The sequence below is a fragment of the Micromonospora sp. R311 genome (assembly GCF_056780015.1).
In genome coordinates this window covers 19,003-39,610 of sequence record NZ_JBSWCE010000018.1, presented here as the reverse complement: position 1 = coordinate 39,610, position 20,608 = coordinate 19,003, and the positions used below count along the sequence as shown (strand labels likewise).

The following is a 20,608-nucleotide window of genomic DNA, read 5'->3' as shown; positions in this document are numbered from 1 at the left end:
TCATGCAGGTGCTCTACACCGCGTCCGCCCGGGCCACCGGTGACGGCCGCGACGGCCACGTCCAGACCCCCGACGGCACGCTGGCGCTCGACCTCGCGGTGCCGAAGGAGATGGGTGGGGCCGGCGGGGCCGCCAACCCCGAGCAGCTCTTCGCCGCCGGCTACGCGGCCTGCTTCCACTCCGCGCTGCGGGTGGTCGGCCGCCGGGCCAAGGCGGACGTGACCGGCTCGGTCGTCGAGGCGGAGGTGGGCATCGGCCCGAACGGCGCCGGCGGCTTCGGGCTGACCGTCACGCTCCTGGTCGACCTGCCCGCCGTCGAGCGGGCCGCCGCCGAGCAACTGGTGGCCCAGGCGCACCAGGTCTGCCCGTACTCCAACGCCACCCGGGGCAACATCGACGTCGCGCTCACCGTACGGGCGGCGGCGTGAGCGGGCCGGCGAACCGGGAGATCCACCTGGCGTCCCGCCCCGAGGGCTGGCCGACCGCGGAGAACTTCCGGCTGGTCGAGACGGAGGTGCCGAAGCCCGGGCCGGGCCAGCTCCTGGTGCGCAACCGGTACCTGTCGGTCGACCCGTACATGCGCGGGCGGATGAACGACGTGAAGTCGTACCTGCCGCCGTTCCGGCTCGACGCGCCGCTGGACGGTGGCGCGGTCGGCGAGGTGGTGGCCGCCGAGGCGGAGGGCTTCGCGCCCGGCGACTGGGTGCTGCACGGCCTCGGCTGGCGGGAGTACGCGCTGGTCGACGCGGGCTCCGCGCGTACCGTCGACCCCGACCTGGCGCCGGTGACCACGTACCTGCACGTGCTCGGGATGACCGGGCTGACCGCGTACGCCGGGCTGCTCGAGGTGGCCGCGATGCGGCCGGGCGAGACGGTCTTCGTCTCCGCCGCGGCCGGCGCGGTGGGGAGCCTGGTCGGGCAGATCGCCAAGCTCAAGGGGGCGTCCCGGGTGGTCGGCAGCGCCGGCTCGGCGGCCAAGGTGCAGCGGCTGACCGCGCTCGGCTTCGACGCGGCGTTCGACTACCACGACGGGCCGGTCCGCCGGTCGCTGAAGGAGGCCGCGCCCGAGGGCATCGACGTCTACTTCGACAACGTCGGCGGCGACCACCTGGAGGCGGCCATCTCCGCCATGCGCCCGCACGGCCGGGCCGCGATCTGCGGCATGATCGCGCAGTACAACGACACCGAGCCGCCGGCCGCGCCGCGCAACCTGGCGCTGGTCATCGGCAAGCGGCTGACCCTGCGCGGCTTCCTGGTCGGCGACCACGGCGCGCTGCGCGGGCAGTTCGTCCGGGAGATGTCCGGCTGGCTGCGCGACGGTAGCGTCCGCTACGACGAGACGGTCGTCGACGGGATCGAGAACGCCCCCGAGGCGTTCCTCGGCCTGCTGCGCGGCGAGAACCTCGGCAAGATGCTCGTCCGGGTGTGACCCGGGCCTCGTCGGCGGCGGCCGGCCCGTCCGGGTCGGCCGCCGCGGCCCGCCGACGGGATAGGCTCGCCGCATGACGGTGGCGGTACGGGTGATCCCGTGTCTGGACGTGGACGCCGGGCGGGTGGTCAAGGGGGTCAACTTCCTCGACCTGCGCGACGCCGGCGACCCGGTCGAGCTGGCCGCGGCGTACGACCGGGCCGGCGCGGACGAGCTGACCTTCCTCGACGTCACCGCCTCCTCCAGCGACCGCGGCACCATGCTCGACGTGGTCCGGCGCACCGCCGAGTCGGTCTTCATCCCGCTGACCGTCGGCGGCGGCATCCGGCAGGTCGCCGACGTCGACACGCTGCTGCGGGCCGGCGCCGACAAGGTCGGGGTGAACACCGCGGCGATCGCCCGCCCGGAGCTGATCGCCGAGATCGCCGACCGGTTCGGCCGGCAGGTGCTGGTGCTCTCCCTGGACGTGCGGCGCGCGCCGGCCGGCACCACGCCCAGCGGCTTCGAGGTCACCACCCACGGCGGCCGGCGGGGCACCGGGCTGGACGCGGTCGAGTGGGCCCGCCGGGGCGCCGAGCTGGGCGCCGGCGAGATCCTGCTCAACTCGATGGACGCCGACGGCACCAAGGCCGGGTTCGACCTGGAGCTGATCGGGGCGGTGCGCCGGGTGGTGGACGTCCCGGTGGTGGCCAGCGGCGGCGCCGGCGAGGTGGCGCACTTCCCGCCGGCGGTCGGCGCCGGCGCCGACGCGGTGCTCGCCGCGAGCGTCTTCCACTTCGGTGAGCTCACCGTGGCCGAGGTCAAGGACGCGCTGCGCGGGGCGGGCCACCCCGTCCGCTGAGCCGGCGTCGGTCGGCCCGAGGGTCAGTCCCGGTGGGCCCGGTTCTCGGGCGAGCGGCGGGGCGCCGGGATCGAGCGCACCAGATACTCCTGCACCGCGGCGGCGTGGTCGGCCTCGTCGAGCCGCCACTCCGCGTGGACCGGCGGCTGCCGGCGGCTCAGCACGCCCTGCACCGTGTCGACCGTGGTGGCCAGCCCGGCGCTCGGGCGGGTGCGCCACAGCCGCTCACCGTCGGGGGTGATCCGGAACCAGCCGTCGGCGACGTCGACCAGGCCGGCGCCGACCAGCCGGCGGACCGCCTCCTCCACCTCGTGCCGCTCCGGGATCGCCTGGTTGAGGTGGTCGGCGGTGGAGAGCACGTCGGCCAGCCGCACCCCCTCGGGCCGGCGGCTGGCCGGGGACCGGCGGTGCCGTCCGGCACCGCTGGCGATCACCAACGAGACGAAGATCCAGGCGTCGCTCCAGCGCCATCCGCTCTCCCCCATGCGCAGATTCTGCCGGGCAGCACGGCCAAAAGGGAACACCCGGCCCGCCCCCGCACCCTGGGCGACGACGTGTGTACGCCGCTCAGCCGGCCGGCACCGGCGCGGCCCGGCCCGGGGTGGGCAGCGGCGGCTCGGCGACGGTGAACCGGGGCAGGAACAGCTGGGTCAGCGGCCCGATGGCGAGCGCGTACGCCACCGTGCCGACGCCGACGGTGCCGCCGAGCAGCCAGCCCACCGCCAGCACGGCCACCTCGATGGCGGTGCGGACCACCCGGATCGACCAGCCGGGCCGGCGGGCGACCAGGCCGGTCATCAGCCCGTCGCGCGGGCCGGGGCCGAGCCGGGCGCCGATGTAGAGGCCGGTGGCGGCGCCGTTGGCCACGATGCCGGTGACCAGCAGACCGATCCGGACGGCGAGCGGCCCGCCGGCCGGCAGCACCGCCAGCGTGGCGTCCACCACCAGGCCGATGACCACCACGTTGCTCACCGTGCCGATGCCGGGGCGCTGCCGCAACGGGATCCAGAGCAGCAGGACGAGCGCGCCGACCGCGATGGTCACGGTGCCGAAGGACAACCCGGTGCCGCGGGCGAGCCCCTGGTGGAAGACGTCCCACGGGTTCAGGCCCAGCCCCGACCGGATCATGAGGGCCATGCTGATCCCGTAGAGGGCGAGGCCCGCGTAGAGCTGGGTCAGCCGCCGGAGGGGGCGGTACCGCAGATTGCCAACCGTTGCCATGCATGCCACCCTAGGGGCCAATCCGGAGCGCTGAAGAGCCAATATCGGAGGAGTGGCATGACAAGCCAGGTGCGGGGAGTCCAATTGGCCCGGCTGCTCGGCCAGTGGCATGCCCTCCCGGGCCGCCGGCGCAGCCCCGACTACGCCGCCCTGGCCGGCGCGGTGCGCGGCCTGCTCGCCGACGGCCGGCTGCCGCTGGGCGTCCGCCTGCCGGCCGAACGGGAACTGGCCCAGGCGCTGCGGATCAGCCGCACCACGGTCAGCGCCGCCTACCGGGAGCTGCGCGAGAGCGGCCACCTGGCCAGCCGGCGCGGCGCCGGCAGCTGGACCATGCTGCCCCGCACCCACCGGGTGGCCAGCACCGGTCTGTGGACCCCGCAGGACGACCACGACATGATCGACCTGGGTGTGGCCGCGCTGGCCGCCCCGGCCGAGCTGGTGCCGGCCGCCCGGGCCGCCGCCGAGGACCTGCCCCGCTACCTGGGCGGCGCCGGCTACCACCCGACCGGGATCGTCGAGCTGCGCGAGGCGGTGGCGCAGGCGTACACCGAGCGGGGGCTGCCCACCTCGGCCGACCAGATCATGGTCACCAACGGCACCCAGCACGCCCTGGACCTGGTGCTCCGGCTGGCGCTCGCGCCCGGCGCCGGCGTGCTGGTCGAGTCGCCGAGCTACCCGAACGCGCTGGCCGCGCTCGCGGCGCGGCGGGCCCGGATCACCACCCACGGGCTGGGCGCCGAGGCCGGCTGGGACGCCGACCTGCTGCTCGGCAGCCTGCGGCAGACCCGGCCGAAGCTGGCCTACCTGATCCCGGACTTCCAGAACCCCACCGGCCACCTGATGCCCGCCGACCTGCGCGAGCGGCTGGTCGCCACGGCGCACGCGGTCGGCACCGACCTGGTCGTCGACGAGTCCTTCGTGGACCTGCCGCTGGACGGCACGACCGTGCCGCCGCCGACCGCCGTGTTCGACCGGCACTCGCGGGTGGTCACCATCGGCGGGATGAGCAAGCCCTTCTGGGGCGGCCTGCGGATCGGCTGGGTCCGCGCGTCCGCGCCGCAGGTGCAGCGGCTGGCCGCGACCCGGGTCGGGGTGGACATGGCCAGCCCGGTGCTGGACCAGCTGGTCGCGGTGCACCTGCTGGCCGACGCGCCGGCCATCGTCGCGGCCCGGCGGGCCCAGCTCGCCGCCCAGCGGGACGCGTTGCTCGGCGCGCTGGCGCAGCGGCTGCCGGACTGGCGGGTCACCGTGCCGCGCGGCGGCGTCACCCTCTGGGCCGAACTGGACGGGCCGATCTCCAGCGCGCTCGCCCGGGCCGCCGAGGAGGTCGGCGTGCGGCTGGCCCCCGGACCCCGGTTCGGGCTGGACGGGACGCTGGAACGCTTCCTGCGGCTGCCGTTCACGCTGCCGGCCGCCGACCTGGTGGAGGCGGTCGGCCGGATCGCGGCGGTCCGCTACGACCTGGACCGTGGTGGCCGGCCCCGCTGGCGGGAGCCGGCCGTCATCGCCTGACCCGCCGGCGCCGGCCGGGGCATCGTGCCGAGGCGCCCGCCCGCCCCGCGCCGGCCGGAACCCGTGCCGGGACCACGGCGGCCCCGGGACGGCCGGAACCCGTGCCGGGACCACGGCGGGCCCCGGGACGGCCGGCGCCCGGATCGCGGAGCCTCGTGCGGTCCGCCCGGATCGGCCCTGCCAGCGGGTACCGGCTGCCAGACTGCCCTGGTGGGACGCGCGGACGGGGGTCGGTGGGCGCGCGGGGTCCAGCGGAGCGCGCCGGGCTCCCGGGCGACCCGGCTGGAGCTCTTCTACGACCTGGTCTTCGTCTTCGCCTTCCTGAACGTCACCACGGTCACCGCCGGCAACCAGACCGGCCGCGGCCTGGTCAAGTGCCTGGTGGTGCTCGCCCTGCTCTGGTGGTGCTGGACCGGGTTCGCGGCGCTGGGCAACGTGGTCCGCACCGACCAGGGGATCGTGCCGCTGGTCGGCTTCGCCACCATGGCCGCCGCCTTCGTGCTGGCGCTGGCCCTGCCGAAGGCGTTCGTCGACCGCCCCGGCGGGCTGTCCGGGCCGCTGGTCTTCGCCACCTGCTACTTCCTGGTCCGGGCCAGCCAGGTCTCGATCTTCCTGTGGGTCGGTCGCCGCAACCGTGACCTGAGCCGGCGTTGGCTGCTGCTCGCCCTGCCGGTGCTGCTGGCCACGTCGCTCATCGTCACCGCCGCGCTGGTGCCGCAGCGGCTCTTCGACGGCGCGGCCGAGTCGGCCGCCCGGCTGGCGTGCTGGCTCGCCGCCCTCGCCGTCGAGTACGGCACCGGGCTCGCGCTGCGCGGCACCGGCTGGACCGTGCTCTCCGCCGGGCACTGGGCGGAACGGCACGCCCAGATCGTCCTGGTCGCGCTCGGCGAGTCCATCATCGCGCTCGGGTTCGGGCCCGGCGGCACCGCCGGGCTGCCGCTGAACTGGCCGGCGATCACCGGGGCGGTGCTCGGCATCGCGGTGGTCGCGGCCCTGTGGTGGGCGTACTTCGACACCCTCGCGTTCGCCATGGAGCAGGCTCTGCACCGCACCCGGGACCGGGCCGCCCGCGCCGTGCTGGCCCGGGACGCCTACACCTACCTGCACCTGCCGGTCATCGCGGGCGTCATCCTCTTCGCGCTCGGGCTCAAGGGACTGATCCACGAGGGGGCCGCCCCCACGACCCCGACCTGGGGGGTCACCCTGCCCGGCTTCGACCTGCTGGTACTCCACGGCGGGACAGCGCTCTACCTGCTCGCGTTGATCGTGCTCGGCGGCCGGATGCTGGGCGCCGCGCGCTGGCCGACCGTCGGCGGGGTGCTGGTGCTCCTCGCGCTGGTGCCGGTGGCCGGGCGGCTGCCCGAGCTGGTCGCGCTGGCCGTGCTCGCCGGGGCCACGGTGGCGATCGTGGGCGTGCAGACGGTCGTCGACGCGCCGCGCCGGCGGCAGGTCCGCCGGGTGGCGCTGGAGGAACAGCTCGCCGCGGAGGTGGAGCAGACCAGGTGGCGGGGCCACCACCTGTGAGGGAAGGCGGTCCCGCGCCTGGCCGGGGAGCCGGGCGCGGGACCGCGGCCCGCTCAGATCTCGGCGAGCGTGCCGGCGTACATCTTCTCGATCTCGGTGGCGAAGTTGCTCTCCACGCCCCGGCGCTTGATCTTCAGCGACGGGGTGATCTCGCCGTCCTCGATGGTCAGGTCGCGCGGCAGGATGGTCACCTTCTTGATCGTCTCCCAGCGGTTCAGCTTGCTGTTGAGCTGGGCGACGTACTCCTCGACCATGGCCTGCGCCTCGGGTGAGGCGACGATCTCGGCGTAGCTGCGGCCCTCCAGCGGGGTGCCCGCGGCCCAGCCCTTGATCGCGTCCGGGTCGAGGGTGACCAGCATGGTGCAGTAGTTGCGCGCCTGGCCGATCACCACCGCCTGGGAGGTGTACGGGCAGGTGGCCTTGAACATGCCCTCGATGTGCGACGGCGCGATGTACTTGCCGCCGGAGGTCTTGACCAGGTCCTTCTTCCGGTCGGTGATCTTCAGGTAGCCGTCGGCGTCCAGCGTGCCGATGTCACCGGTGCGGAAGAAGCCGTCCTCGGTGAACGCGGCCGCGGTCTCCTCCGGCAGGTTGTGGTAGCCGCGCATCACCGGCCGGCCGCGGACCAGGATCTCGCCGTCGGTGTCGATCTTGCATTCGAGGTCGCCCATCGCCTTGCCGACGGTGCCGATGCGCAGCCCCTCCGGCGGGTTGACGAAGTTGCCGGCGCTGGTCTCGGTGAGGCCGTAGCCCTCGGAGATCGGCAGGTTGGCGGCGGCGAAGAAGGTGGCGATGTCCGGGCTGAGCGGGGCGGCGCCGGAGACCAGCACCCGGATGCGCCCGCCGAGGCGGGCCTGGAGCTTGCTGAACACCAGCTTCTCGGCGACCGCGTACCTCAGCTTCAGCCCGGCCGGGACCGGCCGGCCGGCCTGCTCGAGGGCGACCTTCTCCTTGCCCACCCGGACGCCCCAGGCGAAGATCTTCGCCTTCGCGCCGCCGGCGTCCTGCGCCGTGGTGACGGCCTTGTTGTAGACCTTCTCGAAGACCCGCGGCGCGCCGCACATCAGCGTCGGCCGCACCACCGACAGCAGGTCGACCAGCTTGTCCACCCGCCCGTCGACGTAGGTCGGCAGGCCCACGTGGATCGCGCCGCAGAGCAGGGTCTTGCCGAACGAGTGGGACAGCGGCAGCCAGAGGTACTGCAGGTCGTCGTCGCGGAGCAGGCCGAGCTCGGCCTGCGCGACGCCCTCCCAGCACCAGCCGCCGTGCAGCAGCTCGACGCCCTTCGGCCGGCCGGTGGTGCCGGAGGTGTAGATGAGCGTGGCCAGGTGGTCCGGGCCGAGGCCGGCGACGATGTTCTCGATCAGCTCCGGCTCGGCGGCGAGCCGGGCCGCGCCCCGCTCCTCCAGCTGGGCCAGGGTGAGCTGGGGTACCGCGGCGGCCGGGTCGGGGGTCCCGTCGAAGAGCACCACGTGGGTCAGCGCCGGCAGGTGCGCCCCGGCGGCCTTCGCCGCCTGGTCCGGGTTCTCGGCGAAGAGCACCCGGGAGCCGGAGTCGGCGATGATGTAGGTCGCGTCCTCGGGCTCGGTGGTCGGGTAGACGGTGGTGGTCGCGCCGCCGGCGCACATGATGCCCAGGTCGGCGATCACCCAGTCGAGCCGGGTGTTGGCCAGGATGGCCACCGGGTCCTCCTGGCCGACGCCGAGGTCGTGCAGGCCGGCGGCGACGGCCTTGGCGCGCGTGGCCACCTGGGCCCAGGACAACCAGACCGGGCCGGAGTCGTCCGGGGCCGGATGGGCAAAGGCGTCACGGTCGGGGGTCGCCGCGACGCGCTTGAGGAACATTTCGGGGATGGAACGGTACGGTACATCGAGAGCCATCGCTGTAGCCGCCTTCGGGGGTGGAGGCGTGACGGTCGTCACGTCGGTGTTCGTTACTGAAGAGTATTGCCTGTCGCCGGGCGTCGGCTAGCCCCGGCGATCACCGGCCGTCGCCGTCCCGCGAGGTGGACGCGGATTCAGGCGTACCGGGCGGCCACCAGGGACCAGTCGTAGGTGGCCCGGATCCAGTTACGCCGCGCGACCAGCGCCGGGCGCAGCCCGGCGTCCGCGTCGGGCAGCAGGGCCGCCTCCGCCGCCAGATAGGCCGCCAGGGTGTCGTTGAACCGGTCGGCGGCGGCCCGGAGCGCGGCCGCCTCGTCGCCGCCGGTCTCCCGGGCGATCACGGTGACCAGGTTGTGCCCGTCCGGCGCGGAGCGCCGCTCCTTGCCGTAGGAGAAGACGTCGTTGCACCAGCAGACCAGGTCCACGGCGAGCAGGTCCAGCGCGACCAGCGCCGGTTCGGCCCGCTGCGCCGACCGCGGGTGCCCGCCGAGCGCCAGTTCGGTCAGGGTGAGGCTGGGGCCGACCGCGCCGGTGTGCCGGCGCATCTGGATGTACTCCGCCAGGTGCGGGACCCGGTCCTGTTCCCGGTTCGCCGCCTCCCAGAGCAGCGCCAGCAGGTAGTCGCGCACCTGGCCGGTGAAGCGCAGCAGCGCCGCCGGCGGCCCGGCCGCCCGGATCCGCCGGCAGAGGTCGTCCAGCGCGTCACCGATCGGGCCGGCGGTGGTCGGCAGCGGCGCTTCCGGGTCGCCGTGCCGGTCCAGCACGTCGAGCAGGGCGGCGACGGTCGGCGCGAGCCGGGTCGGCGCGTCGCCCAGGCCGTCCTCGTCGCAGGCGTCGTCCACCACGAACAGCCAGGCGACCAGGTCGGAGAGGAGCCGCAGCCGCTCGACCGGCCCGTGCGGGCAGGCCCGCCCGGCCAGCCCGGCCACGTCGGCCCGGCGCAGTCGCTGCCCGCTATCGATCAGCCCGAAACTGCGCGCCCACTCGATGCTCTGCCGAGCCACCTGGCCCGTGCCGTCATGACGCCCGGCGGGAAAGGGGGGTTCCCGCAGCGCCGAGACCGCAAAGGTCCGCATGGTGCCCCCTGTCGCGCCGCCCCCCCACGGGACGACGCCGGACAGCCTACGGGAGCAGGGATCGGTACAGATCCATCGGGTGGACCGACTTTCGCGTCTGTGTGTGACCGATTGTGCACACTGGGTTACATGCCCAGGTGGGCGTGGCGGAGCCGGTCGGCCAGCTGCGGCGGGCCGTCGATCTGCACCCGGGCGACCCGCTGCCGGCCGGACAGGAACAGCGCCAGTTCGCCCGGCGCCCCCACCATCCGCACCGGCTCGCCGCCGCGCCCCACCGAGACCTCGCCGTGCCCCGGGGCCTGGACGAACAGGTCGGCCGGGAACCGGCGCAGCGCCAGCCGGGCCAGCGGGGAGCAGCGCCGCCAGAGCGCCGCGGACAGGCCGGCCGGCAGGTCGCGCGGCTGCCACCGCTCGCCGGCCCGGCGCACGTCCTCGTGGTGGATGAAGAACTCCAGGGTGTTGGCCAGCTCGTCGGTCACCGGGTTGCTGACCGGGCTCCACACCGGCGGGCGGCGCAGCTGCCCGACCAGCTGCGCCCAGGGGCGGGCGGCGATCCGCCGGCGGACCCGTTCGGCGTACCCGCGCAGTGGCGCGAGCACGATGCCGCCCGCGGCGTCCGGCCGCCGCTCCCGCACCACCAGGTGCGCGGCCAGGTCGCGGGTGGTCCACCCCTCGTTGACCGTCGGTGCGTCCGGTCCCAGCGTCAACATCAGGTCGGCGAGCGCCTCGCGCTCCGATCGGGCGTACCGCGACATGAATCGATCCTAGGCCGAACCCCCTCCGGCCGCGCCGCGCCGGCGCCGGCGGTGCGCCCGCCCGGCGGGCGCGCGTGACGGTGGCCATAGCGGTCCGGGTCGGCGGAGCTCGCCCCGACCGGTAAGGATGAGGGAGATAATTGCGGCTTACGGCGGGGGAGAGCGTGGCGAGCAGGACAAGTCGGGACGTGCTCGGTCGGGGGTTGGCCGTCCTCGGTCGGGCGATCCGGGAGCAGCCGCACATCTTCGCGGTCGCGGTGGCCGGCAGCGTGCTGTTCGGCGGCATGGTGATCGCCAGCGCGTACGTGGTCGGCGCGGTGGTCGGCGACGTGGTGGTGCCGGCGATCGCCCGCGGCTCGGTGGGGGTGGGCACGCTCGCGCTCGCCGCCGCCGCGCTGTTCGGGATCAGCGTGCTGCGGGTGGTCGGCATCGTCGGCCGCCGGCTCGGCGCCGGCTACATGCAGTACCGCCTCCAGGCCGCCTACCGCCGCCGGGTCACCCGCCGCTACCTGGAGCTGCCGCTGTCCTGGCACCACCGCAACGCCACCGGCACCCTGCTGTCCAACGCGAACTCCGACGTGGAGGCCGCCTGGTACCCGATCGCGCCGCTGCCCTTCGCCGTCGGCACCCTGGTGATGCTGGTCGGCGCCGTGGCCTCCCTCTTCGTCACCGACTGGGCGCTGGCCCTGGTCGGGCTGGCCGTCTTCCCGGCGCTGTTCGCGCTCAACGTGGTCTACTCCCGCCGGATGGCCCCCCGCCAGGCCCGCGCGCAGCGGCTGCGGGCCGAGGTCAGCGGCATCGCCCACGAGAGCTTCGACGGCGCCCTGGTGGTCAAGACGATGGGCCGGGAGGCGCAGGAGACCCGCCGGTTCGCCGACCGGGCCGGCGAACTGCGCGACGCGCTGGTCGCGGTGGGCCGGCTGCGCGGGGTCTTCGACCCGATGCTGGAGACGCTGCCCAGCCTCGGCACGCTCGCCGTGCTGGTGGTCGGCACGTTCCGGCTGCGCCAGGGCGCGATCAGCGTCGCCGAGCTGGTCAGCGTGGCCTTCCTGTTCACCGTGCTGGCGTTCCCGGTGCGGGCCATCGGCTGGGTGCTGGCCGAGCTGCCGCGCAGCGTCGCCGGCTGGGACCGGGTGCGCCGGGTGCTGGACGCCACCGGCGAGATGCCGTACGGCGACACCGTGCTCGATCCGGCCGACCCCCGCCCGGCCGCGCTCACCTTCACCGACGTCTGCTTCGGCTACGAGCCGGCCGAGGCGCACCTGCCCGGCGCCGAGGTGCTCGGCGAGGTCACCTTCACCGTGCCGGCCGGGAAGACCGTCGCCCTGGTCGGGCCGACCGGCGCCGGCAAGTCGACCATCGCCTCGCTGGCCGTCCGGCTGGTCGACCCGCGCGCCGGCACGGTCGCGCTGGACGGGGTGGACGTCCGCCGGCTCACCGCCGCCTCGCTGGCCGGCACCGCCGCGCTGGTGGCCCAGGTGCCGTTCATCTTCGACGACACCGTCCGGGCCAACATCACCCTGGACCGGCCGGGCATCGGCGACGAGGACGTCTGGGCGGCGCTGCGGCTGGCCGAGGCGGACGGGTTCGTCGCGGCGCTGCCCGAGGGGCTGGACACCCGGGTCGGCGAGCGGGGCACCTCGCTCTCCGGCGGGCAGCGGCAGCGGCTCACCCTGGCCCGGGCGCTGGCCGGCCGGCCCCGCCTGCTGGTGCTCGACGACGCGACCAGCGCGGTCGACCCCCGGGTGGAGGCGGCCATCCTGGCCGGGCTGCGCTCCTCGGCCGCCGACACGTCGACGCCCGCCGCGTCGATCCTGGTGGTCGCCTACCGCCGGGCCACCATCGCGCTGGCCGACGAGGTGATCTACCTGGAGCAGGGGCGGGTGGTGGCCCGGGGCACGCACACCGAGCTGCTCGCCACCGTGCCCGGCTACGCCGACCTGGTCACCGCCTACGAGCAGGCCGAGGTCGAGCGCGCGCAGGAACGGCCGTACGACGACGAGGTCACGCCGCCGCTGACCTCGGGCCTGGAGATCGAGGTGGACCGGTGAGTGTTACGGCGTCCGAGCAGGGGGCCGAGCAGCCCGAGCCGACCGAGACGATGTGGCGGACGCTGCGCCGCGGCCTGGCGCTCTCCCCGGAGCTGCGGGTCGGCCTGGCCGGCACGCTGGCCCTGGCGCTGGTCTACATGGTGGGGCGGGCGGCCGTGCCGGTGGCCGTGCAGCAGGGCATCGACCGGGGCATCGTCGGCGGTCTCGACCTCGGGGTGGTCTGGACGGTCGTTCTGATCACCGCCGGGGTGCTGGTGGTGACCACGCTCTGCGGCTACCTGATGATGCGCCGGCTGTTCACGGTCAGCGAGACGGCGCTGGCCAACGTGCGGATCCGGGCGTTCCGGCACGTGCACGACCTGTCGATGCTGCACCAGCAGTCCGAGCGCCGGGGCTCGCTGGTCTCCCGGGTGACCAGCGACGTCGACCAGATCACCCAGTTCCTCCAGTGGGGCGGCGTGATCCTGGTGATCAACCTGGGTCAGCTGGTGGTCACCACGCTGGTGATGCTCGCGTACTCCTGGCAGCTGACCCTGGTGGTCTTCGCCGCCTTCCTGCCCGCGGTGTTCGTGATCCGGGTGCTCCAGCGCCGCCTCGGCACCGCCTACGGGGTGGTCCGACAGCGCACCGGCGCGCTGCTCGGCGCGATCGGGGAGAGCGTGGTGGGCGCGCCGGTGATCCGGGCGTACGGGATCGCCGGGCGGACCGCGCGCCGGCTGGACGAGGCCATCGACGGCCAGCGTCGGGCGCAGCAGCGGGCGATCCGGATCAGCATCCTGGGCAGCTCGGTCGGTGAACTGGCCGCCGGGCTGGCGCTGGCCGGCGTGGTGGTGCTCGGGGTGACCCTGGGCGCGGACCGCACGCTGAGCATCGGCGAGGTGACCGCGTTCCTGTTCCTGGTGACCCTCTTCATCCAGCCGGTGCAGATCGCCACCGAGGTGCTCAACGAGGCGCAGAACGCGATCGCCGGCTGGCGTCGGGTGCTCGACGTGCTGGACGTCGCGCCGGACGTGGCCGACCCGGGGGAGCAGGGCCGGGAGCTGCCGCCGGGCCCGCTGGACATCCGGTTCGCCGGGGTGGGTTTCGCCTACCCGGGCGGCCCGCCGGTGCTGCACGACATCGACGTGGAGATCCCGGCGAAGAGCCGGGTGGCGGTGGTCGGCGAGACCGGCAGCGGCAAGACCACCTTCGCCAAGCTGCTCACCCGGCTGATGGACCCGACCGCCGGCGCGGTGCTGCTCTCCGGCGTGCCGCTGGACCAGGTCCGGTTCGCCTCGCTGCGGTCGCGGGTGGTGATGGTCCCGCAGGACGGGTTCCTGTTCGACGCCACGGTGGCCGACAACGTCCGGTTCGCCCGGCCGGAGCTGACCGACGCCGAGCTGGCCGCGGCCTTCACCGAGCTGGGGCTGGCCGACTGGCTGGACGGCCTGCCGTCCGGGCTGCACACCCCGGTGGGCGAGCGCGGCGAGGCGTTGAGCGTGGGGGAGCGGCAGCTGGTCGCGCTGGCCCGGGCGTACGTGGCCGACCCGGACCTGCTGGTGCTCGACGAGGCGACCAGCGCGGTCGACCCGGCCACCGAGGTGCGGCTGCAACGCACCCTGGACGCGGTGACCCGGGGCCGGACCACCCTCGCCATCGCGCACCGGCTCTCCACCGCGCAGGCCGCCGACGAGGTGATCGTGGTGGACCGGGGCCGGATCGTGCAGCGCGGGCCGCACGACGAGCTGGTCCGCGACCCGGAGTCGGTCTACGGCCTGCTCTACGCCTCCTGGCTGGAGCAGACCCGCTGACTCCTCCCCGCGATCGTGCAGTTGCCGCCCCGGAAACAGCCGCGAACACCGCGGATCAGGGGCACCACCTGCACGATCGCGCGGGGTGCGATCACCGGGAGTAGAACTCCACCACCAGCTGCTCGTCGCAGATCACCGGCACCTCGTGCCGGGCGGGCTCGCGCAGCAGGGTGGCGCGCAGCTCGGTCAGCGCGACCGACAGGTAGGGCCGGCCCGGGCCGTCAACGGCGTTGGCGCCGCTGGCGGCGAGCTGGAACGGCAGCGCGGCGCGGCTGCGCTCGCGGACGGCCACCACCTGGCCGGGGCGCAGCCGGTAGGAGGGGCGGTCGACCTTGCGGCCGTCGACCGTGAAGTGCCCGTGCGCGACCAGCTGCCGCGCCTGGTAGATGCTGCGGGCCAGCCCGGCCCGGTGCACCACCGCGTCGAGCCGCCGCTCCAGCAGCGCGACGAGGGTCTCGCCGGTCTTGCCGGCGCCGCGGGCCGCCTCGTCGACGATGCGGCGCAGCTGCGACTCGCTGACGTTGTACTGGTGGCGCAGGCGCTGCTTCTCCAGCAGCCGCACCTGGTAGTCCGAGGTCTTGCGCCGCTGCCGGCCGTGCACGCCCGGCGGGAAGGGCCGCCGCTCGAAGTACCGCACGCACTTGCGGGTCAGCGGGATGCCGAGGGCGCGGGAGAGCCGGGCCTTGGGCCTGGGGTGGTTCACGCTGGACGTCTCCGTTCCGGTGCTCTAGTCTGCGACTTAGGTAAGCCTAACCTATTGAGGAGGTCGTGCCATGCGGCCCAGCCCGGCGGAGATCGTCCGAACCCTCGTCGCGGGCCGGCTGCCCGGCCTCGTCCACGTGGCCCACCGGCCCGGCCCGCACCACGTCCGGCACGTCACCGACCCGGAGGGGCGGGTGCTGCTGCTGGTGCCGGTGGTCAGCGACCTCGCCGCGGTGCTGCGTCCGGTCGACGGTGACGCCGACGTCGCGGTGGTGCTCGACGTGCTCGACCTGCCCCCGACCGCCGGCGCGCCGGCGCTCGGCCGGGCCTGGGTCTCCGGCTGGGCCGGCCGGCTCGACGGCGACGAGGCCCGCCGGGCGGCGGTGGACTTCGCGGCCGTGGAGCCGACCGGTGACCTGCTCGACGTCGGCACCCGGTTCCGGCTGTTCCGGTTCGAGGTGGTCGAGGCCCGCTGGGAACGCGGCAGCTCGGTGCGGCGGATCGACCCGGCGGCGTACGCCGAGGCCGAGCCCGACCCGCTGCACCCGGTCGAGGGGGAGCTGCTGGCCGACCTCGCCGACCACCACGCCGGCCAGGTGACCGGATACCTGCGCCGGCAGCTCGGCCTCGCCGACGGCGGCAGCGACGTCGCGCCCCGGGTGGTCCGGATCGACCGGTACGGCATGGTCGTCACCTACGGCCGGCGCGCCGCCCGCCGCCGGGCCCGGCTCGCCTTCCCGCACCCGGTGGCCGACCACGCCGAGCTGGTCCGGCTGCTGCACCCGCTGCTCTGCCGGCACGTCACGACCCACCCCACGGCTGACGGCGGCTGACCCGCCGGGCCCGCCGGTCGGTCAGGCGCCCCGGTCGAGCCGCTCCTTCAGGTTGCGGAAGCTGGCCTGCCCCGCCCTGCCGGCCATCCGCCGGACGACGGGGACGATCAACTCGCCGAGCCCGCTGCCGCGGAAGTCGAGGCTGATCGTGATCCGCGACCGGGCGCCGCCGGAGAGCGGTTCGACGGTGATGGTCGCGTCCGGCCGGATCGGCCCGTCCACGCCGCGCGCGGCCCAGCTCCTCGGCGCGCTGATCTCGGTGATCTCCTGGGTCATCGCCTGCTCGCCGCGACCGATGCGACGCGTGGTGGTGAACCGCGAACCGACGGCGGGTGGGCGGTCGTCGGCCGTCCGTACGCTGACGACGTCCTGCTGCCACTCGGCGAAGCGGGTGGGATCGGTGACGTACGCGAAGGCCTCGGCCGGCGGGCGGGCGACCTCGATCGTGGTGACGATGGGCGACATGTCTTCTCCTCCAGTCACGTCGGCTGGCTCTGCCGGGTCAGTGCTACGAAACGGCGGGACGGAGGAATGTGACGGATGGACGACCTGCTTGCGCGACGGTTCGAGGAGAACCGGGGCCACCTGCGCGCGCTGGCCTACCGGATGCTCGGCTCGCCGAGTGAGGCGAACGACGCCGTACAGGAGACCTGGCTGCGGGTCAGCCGGTCGGGCACCAGCGGCGTGCAGAACGTCGACGGCTGGCTGACCACGGTCGCCGCCAGGGTCTGCCTGAACCTGCTGCGCTCCCGCCGGTCGCGGCGCGAGGAGCCCCTGCCCGACCAGGTGCCGGGTCGGGCCGACCGGCTCGACCCGGAGCGCGAGGCGGTGCTCGCCGACTCGGTCGGGCTCGCGCTGCTCGTGGTGCTCGACCAGCTCGCGCCCGCCGAACGGCTGGTGTTCGTGCTGCACGACATGTTCGCCGTGCCCTTCGCGGAGATCGCCCCGATCGTGGGGCGGACGCCGACCGCGGCTCGGCAGTTGGCCAGCCGTGCCCGCCGGCGGGTACGCGGCGCCGTCCCGGTGGCCGCCCCCGACCTGACCCGCCAGCGCCAGGTCGTCGAGGCGTTCCTCGCCGCCTCCCGCGACGGGGACTTCGACGCCCTGCTCGCGCTGCTCGACCCGGGCGTGGTCGCGCGCGCGGACGCCGGGGCGCCGGCCGGCGCGGTCCGGGAGGTCCGCGGTGCGCGGGCCGTGGCCGAGCAGGCGCTCATGTTCTCCGGCCGCAGCCGGTACGCCGAGCCGGCGCTGGTCAACGGGGCGGTCGGCGTCGTCGTCGCCGCGCACGGCCGGCTGGTCACCGTCCTGACCTTCACGCTCGGGGACCGGCTGATCACCGGGATCGAGATCCTGGCCGACCCCGCACGCCTGCGCGAACTCCAGGTCGCGGTCCTCGATCAGGCCAGTTTCCCGGTGAGGTAGCGCTGGACGGTCGGGCCGACCGTCGCGACCAGGGTCTCCGCCGGCGCGGACGCGACCGGCTCCAGCTTGATGACGTACCGCATCATGGCCAGGCCGATCAACTGGCTGGCCACCAGCGACCCGCGCAGCGGCAGCTCGGCCGGGTCCATGTCGAGGTGGTCGAGGACGCGGCGCAGCACCTGGGTGGTCAGGAACTCCCGCATCAGCCGGGCGGTCCACTCGTTGCTCACCGCCGAACGCAGCAGGGCGACGCCGGCGTGGCCGGCCGGCGAGTCCCATATTCCGAGGAAGAGCCGGACCAGCCGCTCGCCGATGCCGTCGCGGTCGCCGGCGAGGATCCGCGGGATCAGCTCGCCCGGATCGACGGGCGCGTTCATGGCGGCCAGGAAGAGCTGGTCCTTGCTGCCGAAGTAGTGGTGCACCAGGGCCGGATCCACCCCGGCCGCGGCGGCGATGGCACGGATGGAGGCCCCGTCGAAGCCCCGCTCGGCGAACGCGGCCCGCGCCGCGTCGAGGATCGCCTCCCGGGTGCCCGGCTTGCCGGGTCGCCGGCCGGTCCGCCGTACCATCGCCGCCCTTCACTCGTTCCGTTCCCGCGCCGTGGCCCCCGCCACGGCGGCCACCGTCAGCCGCTGCGCCGCCGCAGGGTGGCCGCGGCGAGCACCAGCGCCAGCACCGCCGCGCCGGCGACCACCGCCACGTCCCGCCACATGGTGCCGGTCGGCTCGGCGTTCGCGCCGACCTCCTGCAACGCCTCGACGGCGTACGACAGCGGCAGCACGTCGCTGATCGCCTGCAACCAACCGGCCATCTCACCCCGGGGCACGAAGAGCCCGCAGAGCAGCAGCTGGGGTGCGACCACGACCGGCATGAACTGTACGGCCTGGAACTCGGTGCGGGCGAAGGCACTGCAGAACAGCCCCAGCGCGACCGCGAGCACCGCGTTCAGCGCGGCGATCATGATCACCAGCCCGCTGCTGCCGGCGGTGTCCAGGTCGAAGAGCCAGTACGCCACGGCCGAGGCCACGATGGCCTGGACCGCGCCGGCCAGCCCGAAGGCGATGCCGTAGGCGAAGAGCAGGTCGGCCTTGGCCAGCGGCGTGGTGAGCAGGCGTTCCAGCGTGCCGGTGGTGCGCTCGCGGAGCATCGCGATGCTGGTCACCAGGAACATGATGATGAACGGGAAGAAGCCGAGCATGATCAGCGCGATCCGGTCGAAGGTGGACGGCTGGCCGGGCGCGGCGGGCTGGTCGGCGTACATGTAGTAGACCAGCGTGAGCAGCAGCGCGGGCACCGCCACCAGCAGGGCCACGGTGCGCCGGTCGTGCCGCAGCTGGCGCAGGATGCGGCCGGTGGTGACCGCCAGGATCCTCGGGTTCACGACGCCTCCCGTCCGGCGTCGCCGCTGCGGCCCGCCGTGCCGTCCCCGCCGGTGGCCGGCCCGACGCCGGCCCCGCTCGTCTCGGTTGCTCTGATCAGCCGCAGGAACGCCTCGTCGAGGTCGGCCACCCCGGCGGCGGCCCGGACCGCGTCCGGGGTGTCGTCGGCGATCAGCCGGCCCTCCCGGATCAGCAGCAGCCGGTCGCAGCGGGCCGCCTCGTCCATCACGTGGCTGGACACCAGCAGGGCCGTACCGGCCGCCGCCAGCTCGTGGAACCGGGCCCAGAGGTCGGCCCGCAGCACCGGGTCCTGCCCGACGGTCGGCTCGTCGAGGATCACCAGCTCCGGGTCGCCGACCAGGGCGCAGGCCAGCGAGGCCCGGCTGCGCTGCCCGCCGGAGAGGGTGCCGACCAGCTGGGTCGCCGCGGCGGTGAGCCCGACGTCGGCCACCGCCTGGTCGGCGTGGGCCCGGCTGCGCCCGTGCAGGGCGGCGAAGTAGCGGGCGTTCTCCCGCACCGTGAGGTCGGCGTAGACACTCGGCGCCTGGGTCAGGTAGCCGACCCGGCGGCGCAGCTCGGCCGACCCGGCGGGCCGGCCCAGCACGGTGACCGTGCCGGCGGTGACCACCTGCACCCCGACCACCGCGCGCATCAACGTGGTCTTGCCGCTGCCGCTCGGGCCGAGCAGCCCGGTCACCACGCCGCGCGGCACCGTGGCGCTGATCCCGTGCAGCACCCGCCGCCCTCCCCGGTCGACGACCAGGTCGCGGACGGCGATCGCGTCGTCCATCGCACACCTCCCCAAGAACTCAACACCTGTTGAACTCAACGCTAGATGAGATATCGCCCCGCGCGCAACGGGGGGTTGACTTCGAGCGGGCTCGAACTGCCAGCCTGGAACCGTGGACATCAGCACCCGAGAGAGCACGCTCACCGTCGGCGAGGCGGCCGAGCGGGTCGGCCTCACCACCTACACGCTGCGCTGGTACGAGCAGGAAGGGCTGGTCGCCCCGGTCGGCCGGGACTCGGCCGGGCGGCGCCGGTACACCGCCGGGGACGTCAACTGGCTCTTCCTGCTCACCCGGTTGCGGCGGACCGGGATGCCGGTGCGGGACATGCGCCGCTACGCCGACCTGGCCCGGCAGGGCGACGGCACGCTGGGCGCCCGGCGGGCGCTGTTCGAGGCGCACCGCGCCCGGGTGCTGGCGCGGATGGCCGAGCTGGCGGAGGACCTGAAGGTGCTCGACCACAAGATCGACGCGTACCGGCGGGCGGAGGGGGAGCTGGAGGGCGCATAGGCCCCGGACCGGACACCACGTCCGCCAACGGGCATTGCGCCCCGATCGGGCGTACGACACGATGACCTCGTGGACTACCCTCCGTCACCGGACAGTGGGTTCCTCGCGGACTGGATCGCCCGGCTGCGGGCGGCGGCCGAGCGGCCCGTCGTGGGCATCATGCTGCGCGGCAGCCACGCCCGGCGGGCGGCCACCGCGCACAGCGACGTCGACGTGGACGTGCTGCTCGGCGGCGCGCCGTACGCCGCCCGCCGGGCCTACCTCGCCGAGCACGCCGGCCGGTTGACCCACGTCTCGGTGGCCACCCAGGACGTCCGGTCCTGGGTGACCCGGCTCGGCGAACCGGCCGACTGGGCGTTCGGGCTGCCGGTCGCCGCACCGGCCCGGCTGCTCTGGGCGGACCCGCACTGGCGGTCCCGGATCGACCTGCCGGTGCTCTGCCAGCCGGCCGGCGAGCCACAGCTGGAGGAGCTGGTCGCCACGCTCGGTAAGGTCGCCGGGGCGCGGGACGCCGGCGACCACGCCGGGGTCCGGCTGGCCGCCGCCGACCTGGCCCGGCTCTGCCCGTCGGTGCTCCGGCTGGCCAACGCCTCGGTCCGGGTGGTCTCCCGGCGGGCCGCCTTCGCCGCCGTGCTCGCCCTGCCGGTCGCGCCCCCGGGCTACCGCGACGACATGCTGCTCTGCCTCGGGCTGCGGCCCGGCTCCACCGGCCAGCTCTGCGCGGCGGCGGCCCGCCTGGTCACCGGCGTCCTGCCGCTGGTCCGCCGGCACGCCGCCGAGATCGCCGAGGTGGCCGGGGCGGACCTGGCCGAGGCGCTGGTCGACGGCCGGCTGGACCGCTACGTCGCCCAGCTGACCCGACCCGCCGCCCGGCGGCCGCGCCCCCGACGGG

General features: G+C 75.0%; 20 protein-coding genes and 1 pseudogene. 11 read left to right on the top strand and 10 right to left on the bottom strand.

Annotated features, from left to right (window positions below; all coding sequences use genetic code 11):
* Positions 1 to 2: 2 nt before the first annotated feature.
* From AC1WTP_RS16970 to hisF, 3 genes are all read left to right on the top strand, one after another.
* Entirely contained in the window at positions 3 to 428 is a 426-nt protein-coding gene (locus AC1WTP_RS16970; protein ID WP_481650227.1) for an organic hydroperoxide resistance protein, read from the top strand.
* Entirely contained in the window at positions 425 to 1,429 is a 1,005-nt protein-coding gene (locus AC1WTP_RS16965; protein WP_481650226.1) for an NADP-dependent oxidoreductase, read from the top strand. The genes AC1WTP_RS16970 and AC1WTP_RS16965 overlap by 4 nt, the downstream gene beginning before the upstream one ends.
* A gap of 73 nt (positions 1,430 to 1,502) precedes the next feature.
* The gene (hisF, locus tag AC1WTP_RS16960; protein ID WP_481650225.1) at positions 1,503 to 2,270 is read left to right on the top strand and encodes an imidazole glycerol phosphate synthase subunit HisF; all 768 of its coding nucleotides are present in this window, start codon (positions 1,503 to 1,505) and stop codon (positions 2,268 to 2,270) included.
* A 23-nt stretch (positions 2,271 to 2,293) separates the two neighbouring features.
* Here the strand turns inward: hisF and AC1WTP_RS16955 are convergent, their stop codons facing one another.
* Complete coding sequence (locus AC1WTP_RS16955; RefSeq protein WP_481650224.1) at positions 2,294 to 2,755, bottom strand: hypothetical protein; 462 nt, start codon at positions 2,753 to 2,755, stop codon at positions 2,294 to 2,296.
* Positions 2,756 to 2,837: 82 nt separating this feature from the next.
* On the bottom strand, positions 2,838 to 3,491 hold the full coding sequence (yczE, locus tag AC1WTP_RS16950; protein WP_481650223.1) for a membrane protein YczE: 654 nt from the start codon (positions 3,489 to 3,491) through the stop codon (positions 2,838 to 2,840).
* A gap of 57 nt (positions 3,492 to 3,548) precedes the next feature.
* Between yczE and yczR the strand changes: the two genes are divergently transcribed.
* Complete coding sequence (gene yczR, locus AC1WTP_RS16945) at positions 3,549 to 5,003, top strand: MocR-like transcription factor YczR (protein WP_481650222.1); 1,455 nt, start codon at positions 3,549 to 3,551, stop codon at positions 5,001 to 5,003.
* 210 nt (positions 5,004 to 5,213) lie between these two features.
* Positions 5,214 to 6,527 carry a low temperature requirement protein A gene (locus AC1WTP_RS16940; protein ID WP_481650221.1) on the top strand — a complete coding sequence of 438 codons (1,314 nt, stop codon included), beginning with the start codon at positions 5,214 to 5,216 and terminating at the stop codon, positions 6,525 to 6,527.
* 53 nt (positions 6,528 to 6,580) lie between these two features.
* Here the strand turns inward: AC1WTP_RS16940 and AC1WTP_RS16935 are convergent, their stop codons facing one another.
* The 3 genes from AC1WTP_RS16935 to AC1WTP_RS16925 form a co-directional block, all read right to left on the bottom strand.
* Positions 6,581 to 8,407 carry an AMP-dependent synthetase/ligase gene (locus AC1WTP_RS16935; protein ID WP_481650220.1) on the bottom strand — a complete coding sequence of 609 codons (1,827 nt, stop codon included), beginning with the start codon at positions 8,405 to 8,407 and terminating at the stop codon, positions 6,581 to 6,583.
* 137 nt (positions 8,408 to 8,544) lie between these two features.
* Complete coding sequence (locus AC1WTP_RS16930; protein WP_481650219.1) at positions 8,545 to 9,486, bottom strand: terpene synthase family protein; 942 nt, start codon at positions 9,484 to 9,486, stop codon at positions 8,545 to 8,547.
* Positions 9,487 to 9,611: 125 nt separating this feature from the next.
* Positions 9,612 to 10,241 (bottom strand): TIGR03085 family metal-binding protein, encoded by a 630-nt coding sequence (locus AC1WTP_RS16925; RefSeq protein ID WP_481650218.1) that lies wholly within the window; start codon positions 10,239 to 10,241, stop codon positions 9,612 to 9,614.
* A 164-nt stretch (positions 10,242 to 10,405) separates the two neighbouring features.
* Here AC1WTP_RS16925 and AC1WTP_RS16920 point away from each other — a divergent pair, with 164 nt between their 5' ends.
* Positions 10,406 to 12,292, top strand: a complete 1,887-nt coding sequence (locus tag AC1WTP_RS16920) for an ABC transporter ATP-binding protein (protein ID WP_481650321.1) — start codon at positions 10,406 to 10,408, stop codon at positions 12,290 to 12,292.
* A 50-nt stretch (positions 12,293 to 12,342) separates the two neighbouring features.
* A complete protein-coding gene (locus AC1WTP_RS16915; protein ID WP_481650320.1) occupies positions 12,343 to 14,082 on the top strand; it encodes an ABC transporter ATP-binding protein in 1,740 nt (579 codons plus the stop codon).
* Positions 14,083 to 14,173: 91 nt separating this feature from the next.
* Here AC1WTP_RS16915 and rpsD read toward each other — a convergent pair whose 3' ends face one another.
* Positions 14,174 to 14,785, bottom strand: coding sequence for a 30S ribosomal protein S4 (gene rpsD / locus AC1WTP_RS16910; protein WP_481650217.1), 612 nt, complete (start codon positions 14,783 to 14,785; stop codon positions 14,174 to 14,176).
* Between the two features lie 70 nt (positions 14,786 to 14,855).
* On the opposite strand from rpsD, the gene AC1WTP_RS16905 reads away from it, so the two are divergent.
* The gene (locus AC1WTP_RS16905) at positions 14,856 to 15,617 is read left to right on the top strand and encodes a DUF2470 domain-containing protein (RefSeq protein ID WP_481650216.1); all 762 of its coding nucleotides are present in this window, start codon (positions 14,856 to 14,858) and stop codon (positions 15,615 to 15,617) included.
* 21 nt (positions 15,618 to 15,638) lie between these two features.
* Here the strand turns inward: AC1WTP_RS16905 and AC1WTP_RS16900 are convergent, their stop codons facing one another.
* Positions 15,639 to 16,082 carry an SRPBCC family protein gene (locus AC1WTP_RS16900; protein ID WP_481650215.1) on the bottom strand — a complete coding sequence of 148 codons (444 nt, stop codon included), beginning with the start codon at positions 16,080 to 16,082 and terminating at the stop codon, positions 15,639 to 15,641.
* Between the two features lie 75 nt (positions 16,083 to 16,157).
* Between AC1WTP_RS16900 and AC1WTP_RS16895 the strand changes: the two genes are divergently transcribed.
* Positions 16,158 to 17,039, top strand: coding sequence for a sigma-70 family RNA polymerase sigma factor (locus tag AC1WTP_RS16895; protein WP_481650214.1), 882 nt, complete (start codon positions 16,158 to 16,160; stop codon positions 17,037 to 17,039).
* Here AC1WTP_RS16895 and AC1WTP_RS16890 read toward each other — a convergent pair.
* Genes AC1WTP_RS16890 through AC1WTP_RS16880 form a run of 3 tightly spaced genes read right to left on the bottom strand, consistent with a single transcriptional unit; the run spans position 17,015 to position 19,208 of the window.
* Positions 17,015 to 17,608, bottom strand: coding sequence for a TetR/AcrR family transcriptional regulator (locus tag AC1WTP_RS16890; protein ID WP_481650213.1), 594 nt, complete (start codon positions 17,606 to 17,608; stop codon positions 17,015 to 17,017). The genes AC1WTP_RS16895 and AC1WTP_RS16890 overlap by 25 nt on opposite strands.
* A gap of 56 nt (positions 17,609 to 17,664) precedes the next feature.
* Positions 17,665 to 18,420: an ABC transporter permease gene (locus tag AC1WTP_RS16885; protein WP_481650212.1), complete on the bottom strand. Its 756-nt coding sequence runs from the start codon at positions 18,418 to 18,420 to the stop codon at positions 17,665 to 17,667.
* Positions 18,417 to 19,208, bottom strand: coding sequence for an ABC transporter ATP-binding protein (locus AC1WTP_RS16880; RefSeq protein ID WP_481650211.1), 792 nt, complete (start codon positions 19,206 to 19,208; stop codon positions 18,417 to 18,419). Before AC1WTP_RS16880 ends, AC1WTP_RS16885 begins: the two co-directional genes overlap by 4 nt.
* A gap of 112 nt (positions 19,209 to 19,320) precedes the next feature.
* Between AC1WTP_RS16880 and AC1WTP_RS16875 the strand changes: the two genes are divergently transcribed.
* Both AC1WTP_RS16875 and AC1WTP_RS16870 read left to right on the top strand, forming a co-directional pair.
* Complete coding sequence (locus tag AC1WTP_RS16875) at positions 19,321 to 19,716, top strand: MerR family transcriptional regulator (protein WP_481650210.1); 396 nt, start codon at positions 19,321 to 19,323, stop codon at positions 19,714 to 19,716.
* Positions 19,717 to 19,875: 159 nt separating this feature from the next.
* A pseudogene (locus AC1WTP_RS16870) lies at positions 19,876 to 20,463 on the top strand (phosphoribosyl-AMP cyclohydrolase); the annotation flags it as partial.
* Positions 20,464 to 20,608 lie beyond the last annotated feature (145 nt).

Excerpts from the sequence above, each read along its gene's own strand:
- AC1WTP_RS16970 (WP_481650227.1), top strand. The coding sequence starts at position 3 with ATGCAGGTGCTCTACACCGCGTCCGCCCGGGCCACCGGTGACGGCCGC.
- hisF (WP_481650225.1), top strand. The coding sequence starts at position 1,503 with ATGACGGTGGCGGTACGGGTGATCCCGTGTCTGGACGTGGACGCCGGG.
- AC1WTP_RS16955 (WP_481650224.1), bottom strand. The coding sequence starts at position 2,755 with ATGGGGGAGAGCGGATGGCGCTGGAGCGACGCCTGGATCTTCGTCTCG.
- yczE (WP_481650223.1), bottom strand. The coding sequence starts at position 3,491 with ATGGCAACGGTTGGCAATCTGCGGTACCGCCCCCTCCGGCGGCTGACC.
- yczR (WP_481650222.1), top strand. The coding sequence starts at position 3,549 with ATGACAAGCCAGGTGCGGGGAGTCCAATTGGCCCGGCTGCTCGGCCAG.
- AC1WTP_RS16935 (WP_481650220.1), bottom strand. The coding sequence starts at position 8,407 with ATGGCTCTCGATGTACCGTACCGTTCCATCCCCGAAATGTTCCTCAAG.
- AC1WTP_RS16930 (WP_481650219.1), bottom strand. The coding sequence starts at position 9,486 with ATGCGGACCTTTGCGGTCTCGGCGCTGCGGGAACCCCCCTTTCCCGCC.
- AC1WTP_RS16925 (WP_481650218.1), bottom strand. The coding sequence starts at position 10,241 with ATGTCGCGGTACGCCCGATCGGAGCGCGAGGCGCTCGCCGACCTGATG.
- AC1WTP_RS16915 (WP_481650320.1), top strand. The coding sequence starts at position 12,343 with ATGTGGCGGACGCTGCGCCGCGGCCTGGCGCTCTCCCCGGAGCTGCGG.
- AC1WTP_RS16905 (WP_481650216.1), top strand. The coding sequence starts at position 14,856 with ATGCGGCCCAGCCCGGCGGAGATCGTCCGAACCCTCGTCGCGGGCCGG.
- AC1WTP_RS16900 (WP_481650215.1), bottom strand. The coding sequence starts at position 16,082 with ATGTCGCCCATCGTCACCACGATCGAGGTCGCCCGCCCGCCGGCCGAG.
- AC1WTP_RS16895 (WP_481650214.1), top strand. The coding sequence starts at position 16,158 with ATGGACGACCTGCTTGCGCGACGGTTCGAGGAGAACCGGGGCCACCTG.
- AC1WTP_RS16890 (WP_481650213.1), bottom strand. The coding sequence starts at position 17,608 with ATGGTACGGCGGACCGGCCGGCGACCCGGCAAGCCGGGCACCCGGGAG.
- AC1WTP_RS16880 (WP_481650211.1), bottom strand. The coding sequence starts at position 19,208 with ATGGACGACGCGATCGCCGTCCGCGACCTGGTCGTCGACCGGGGAGGG.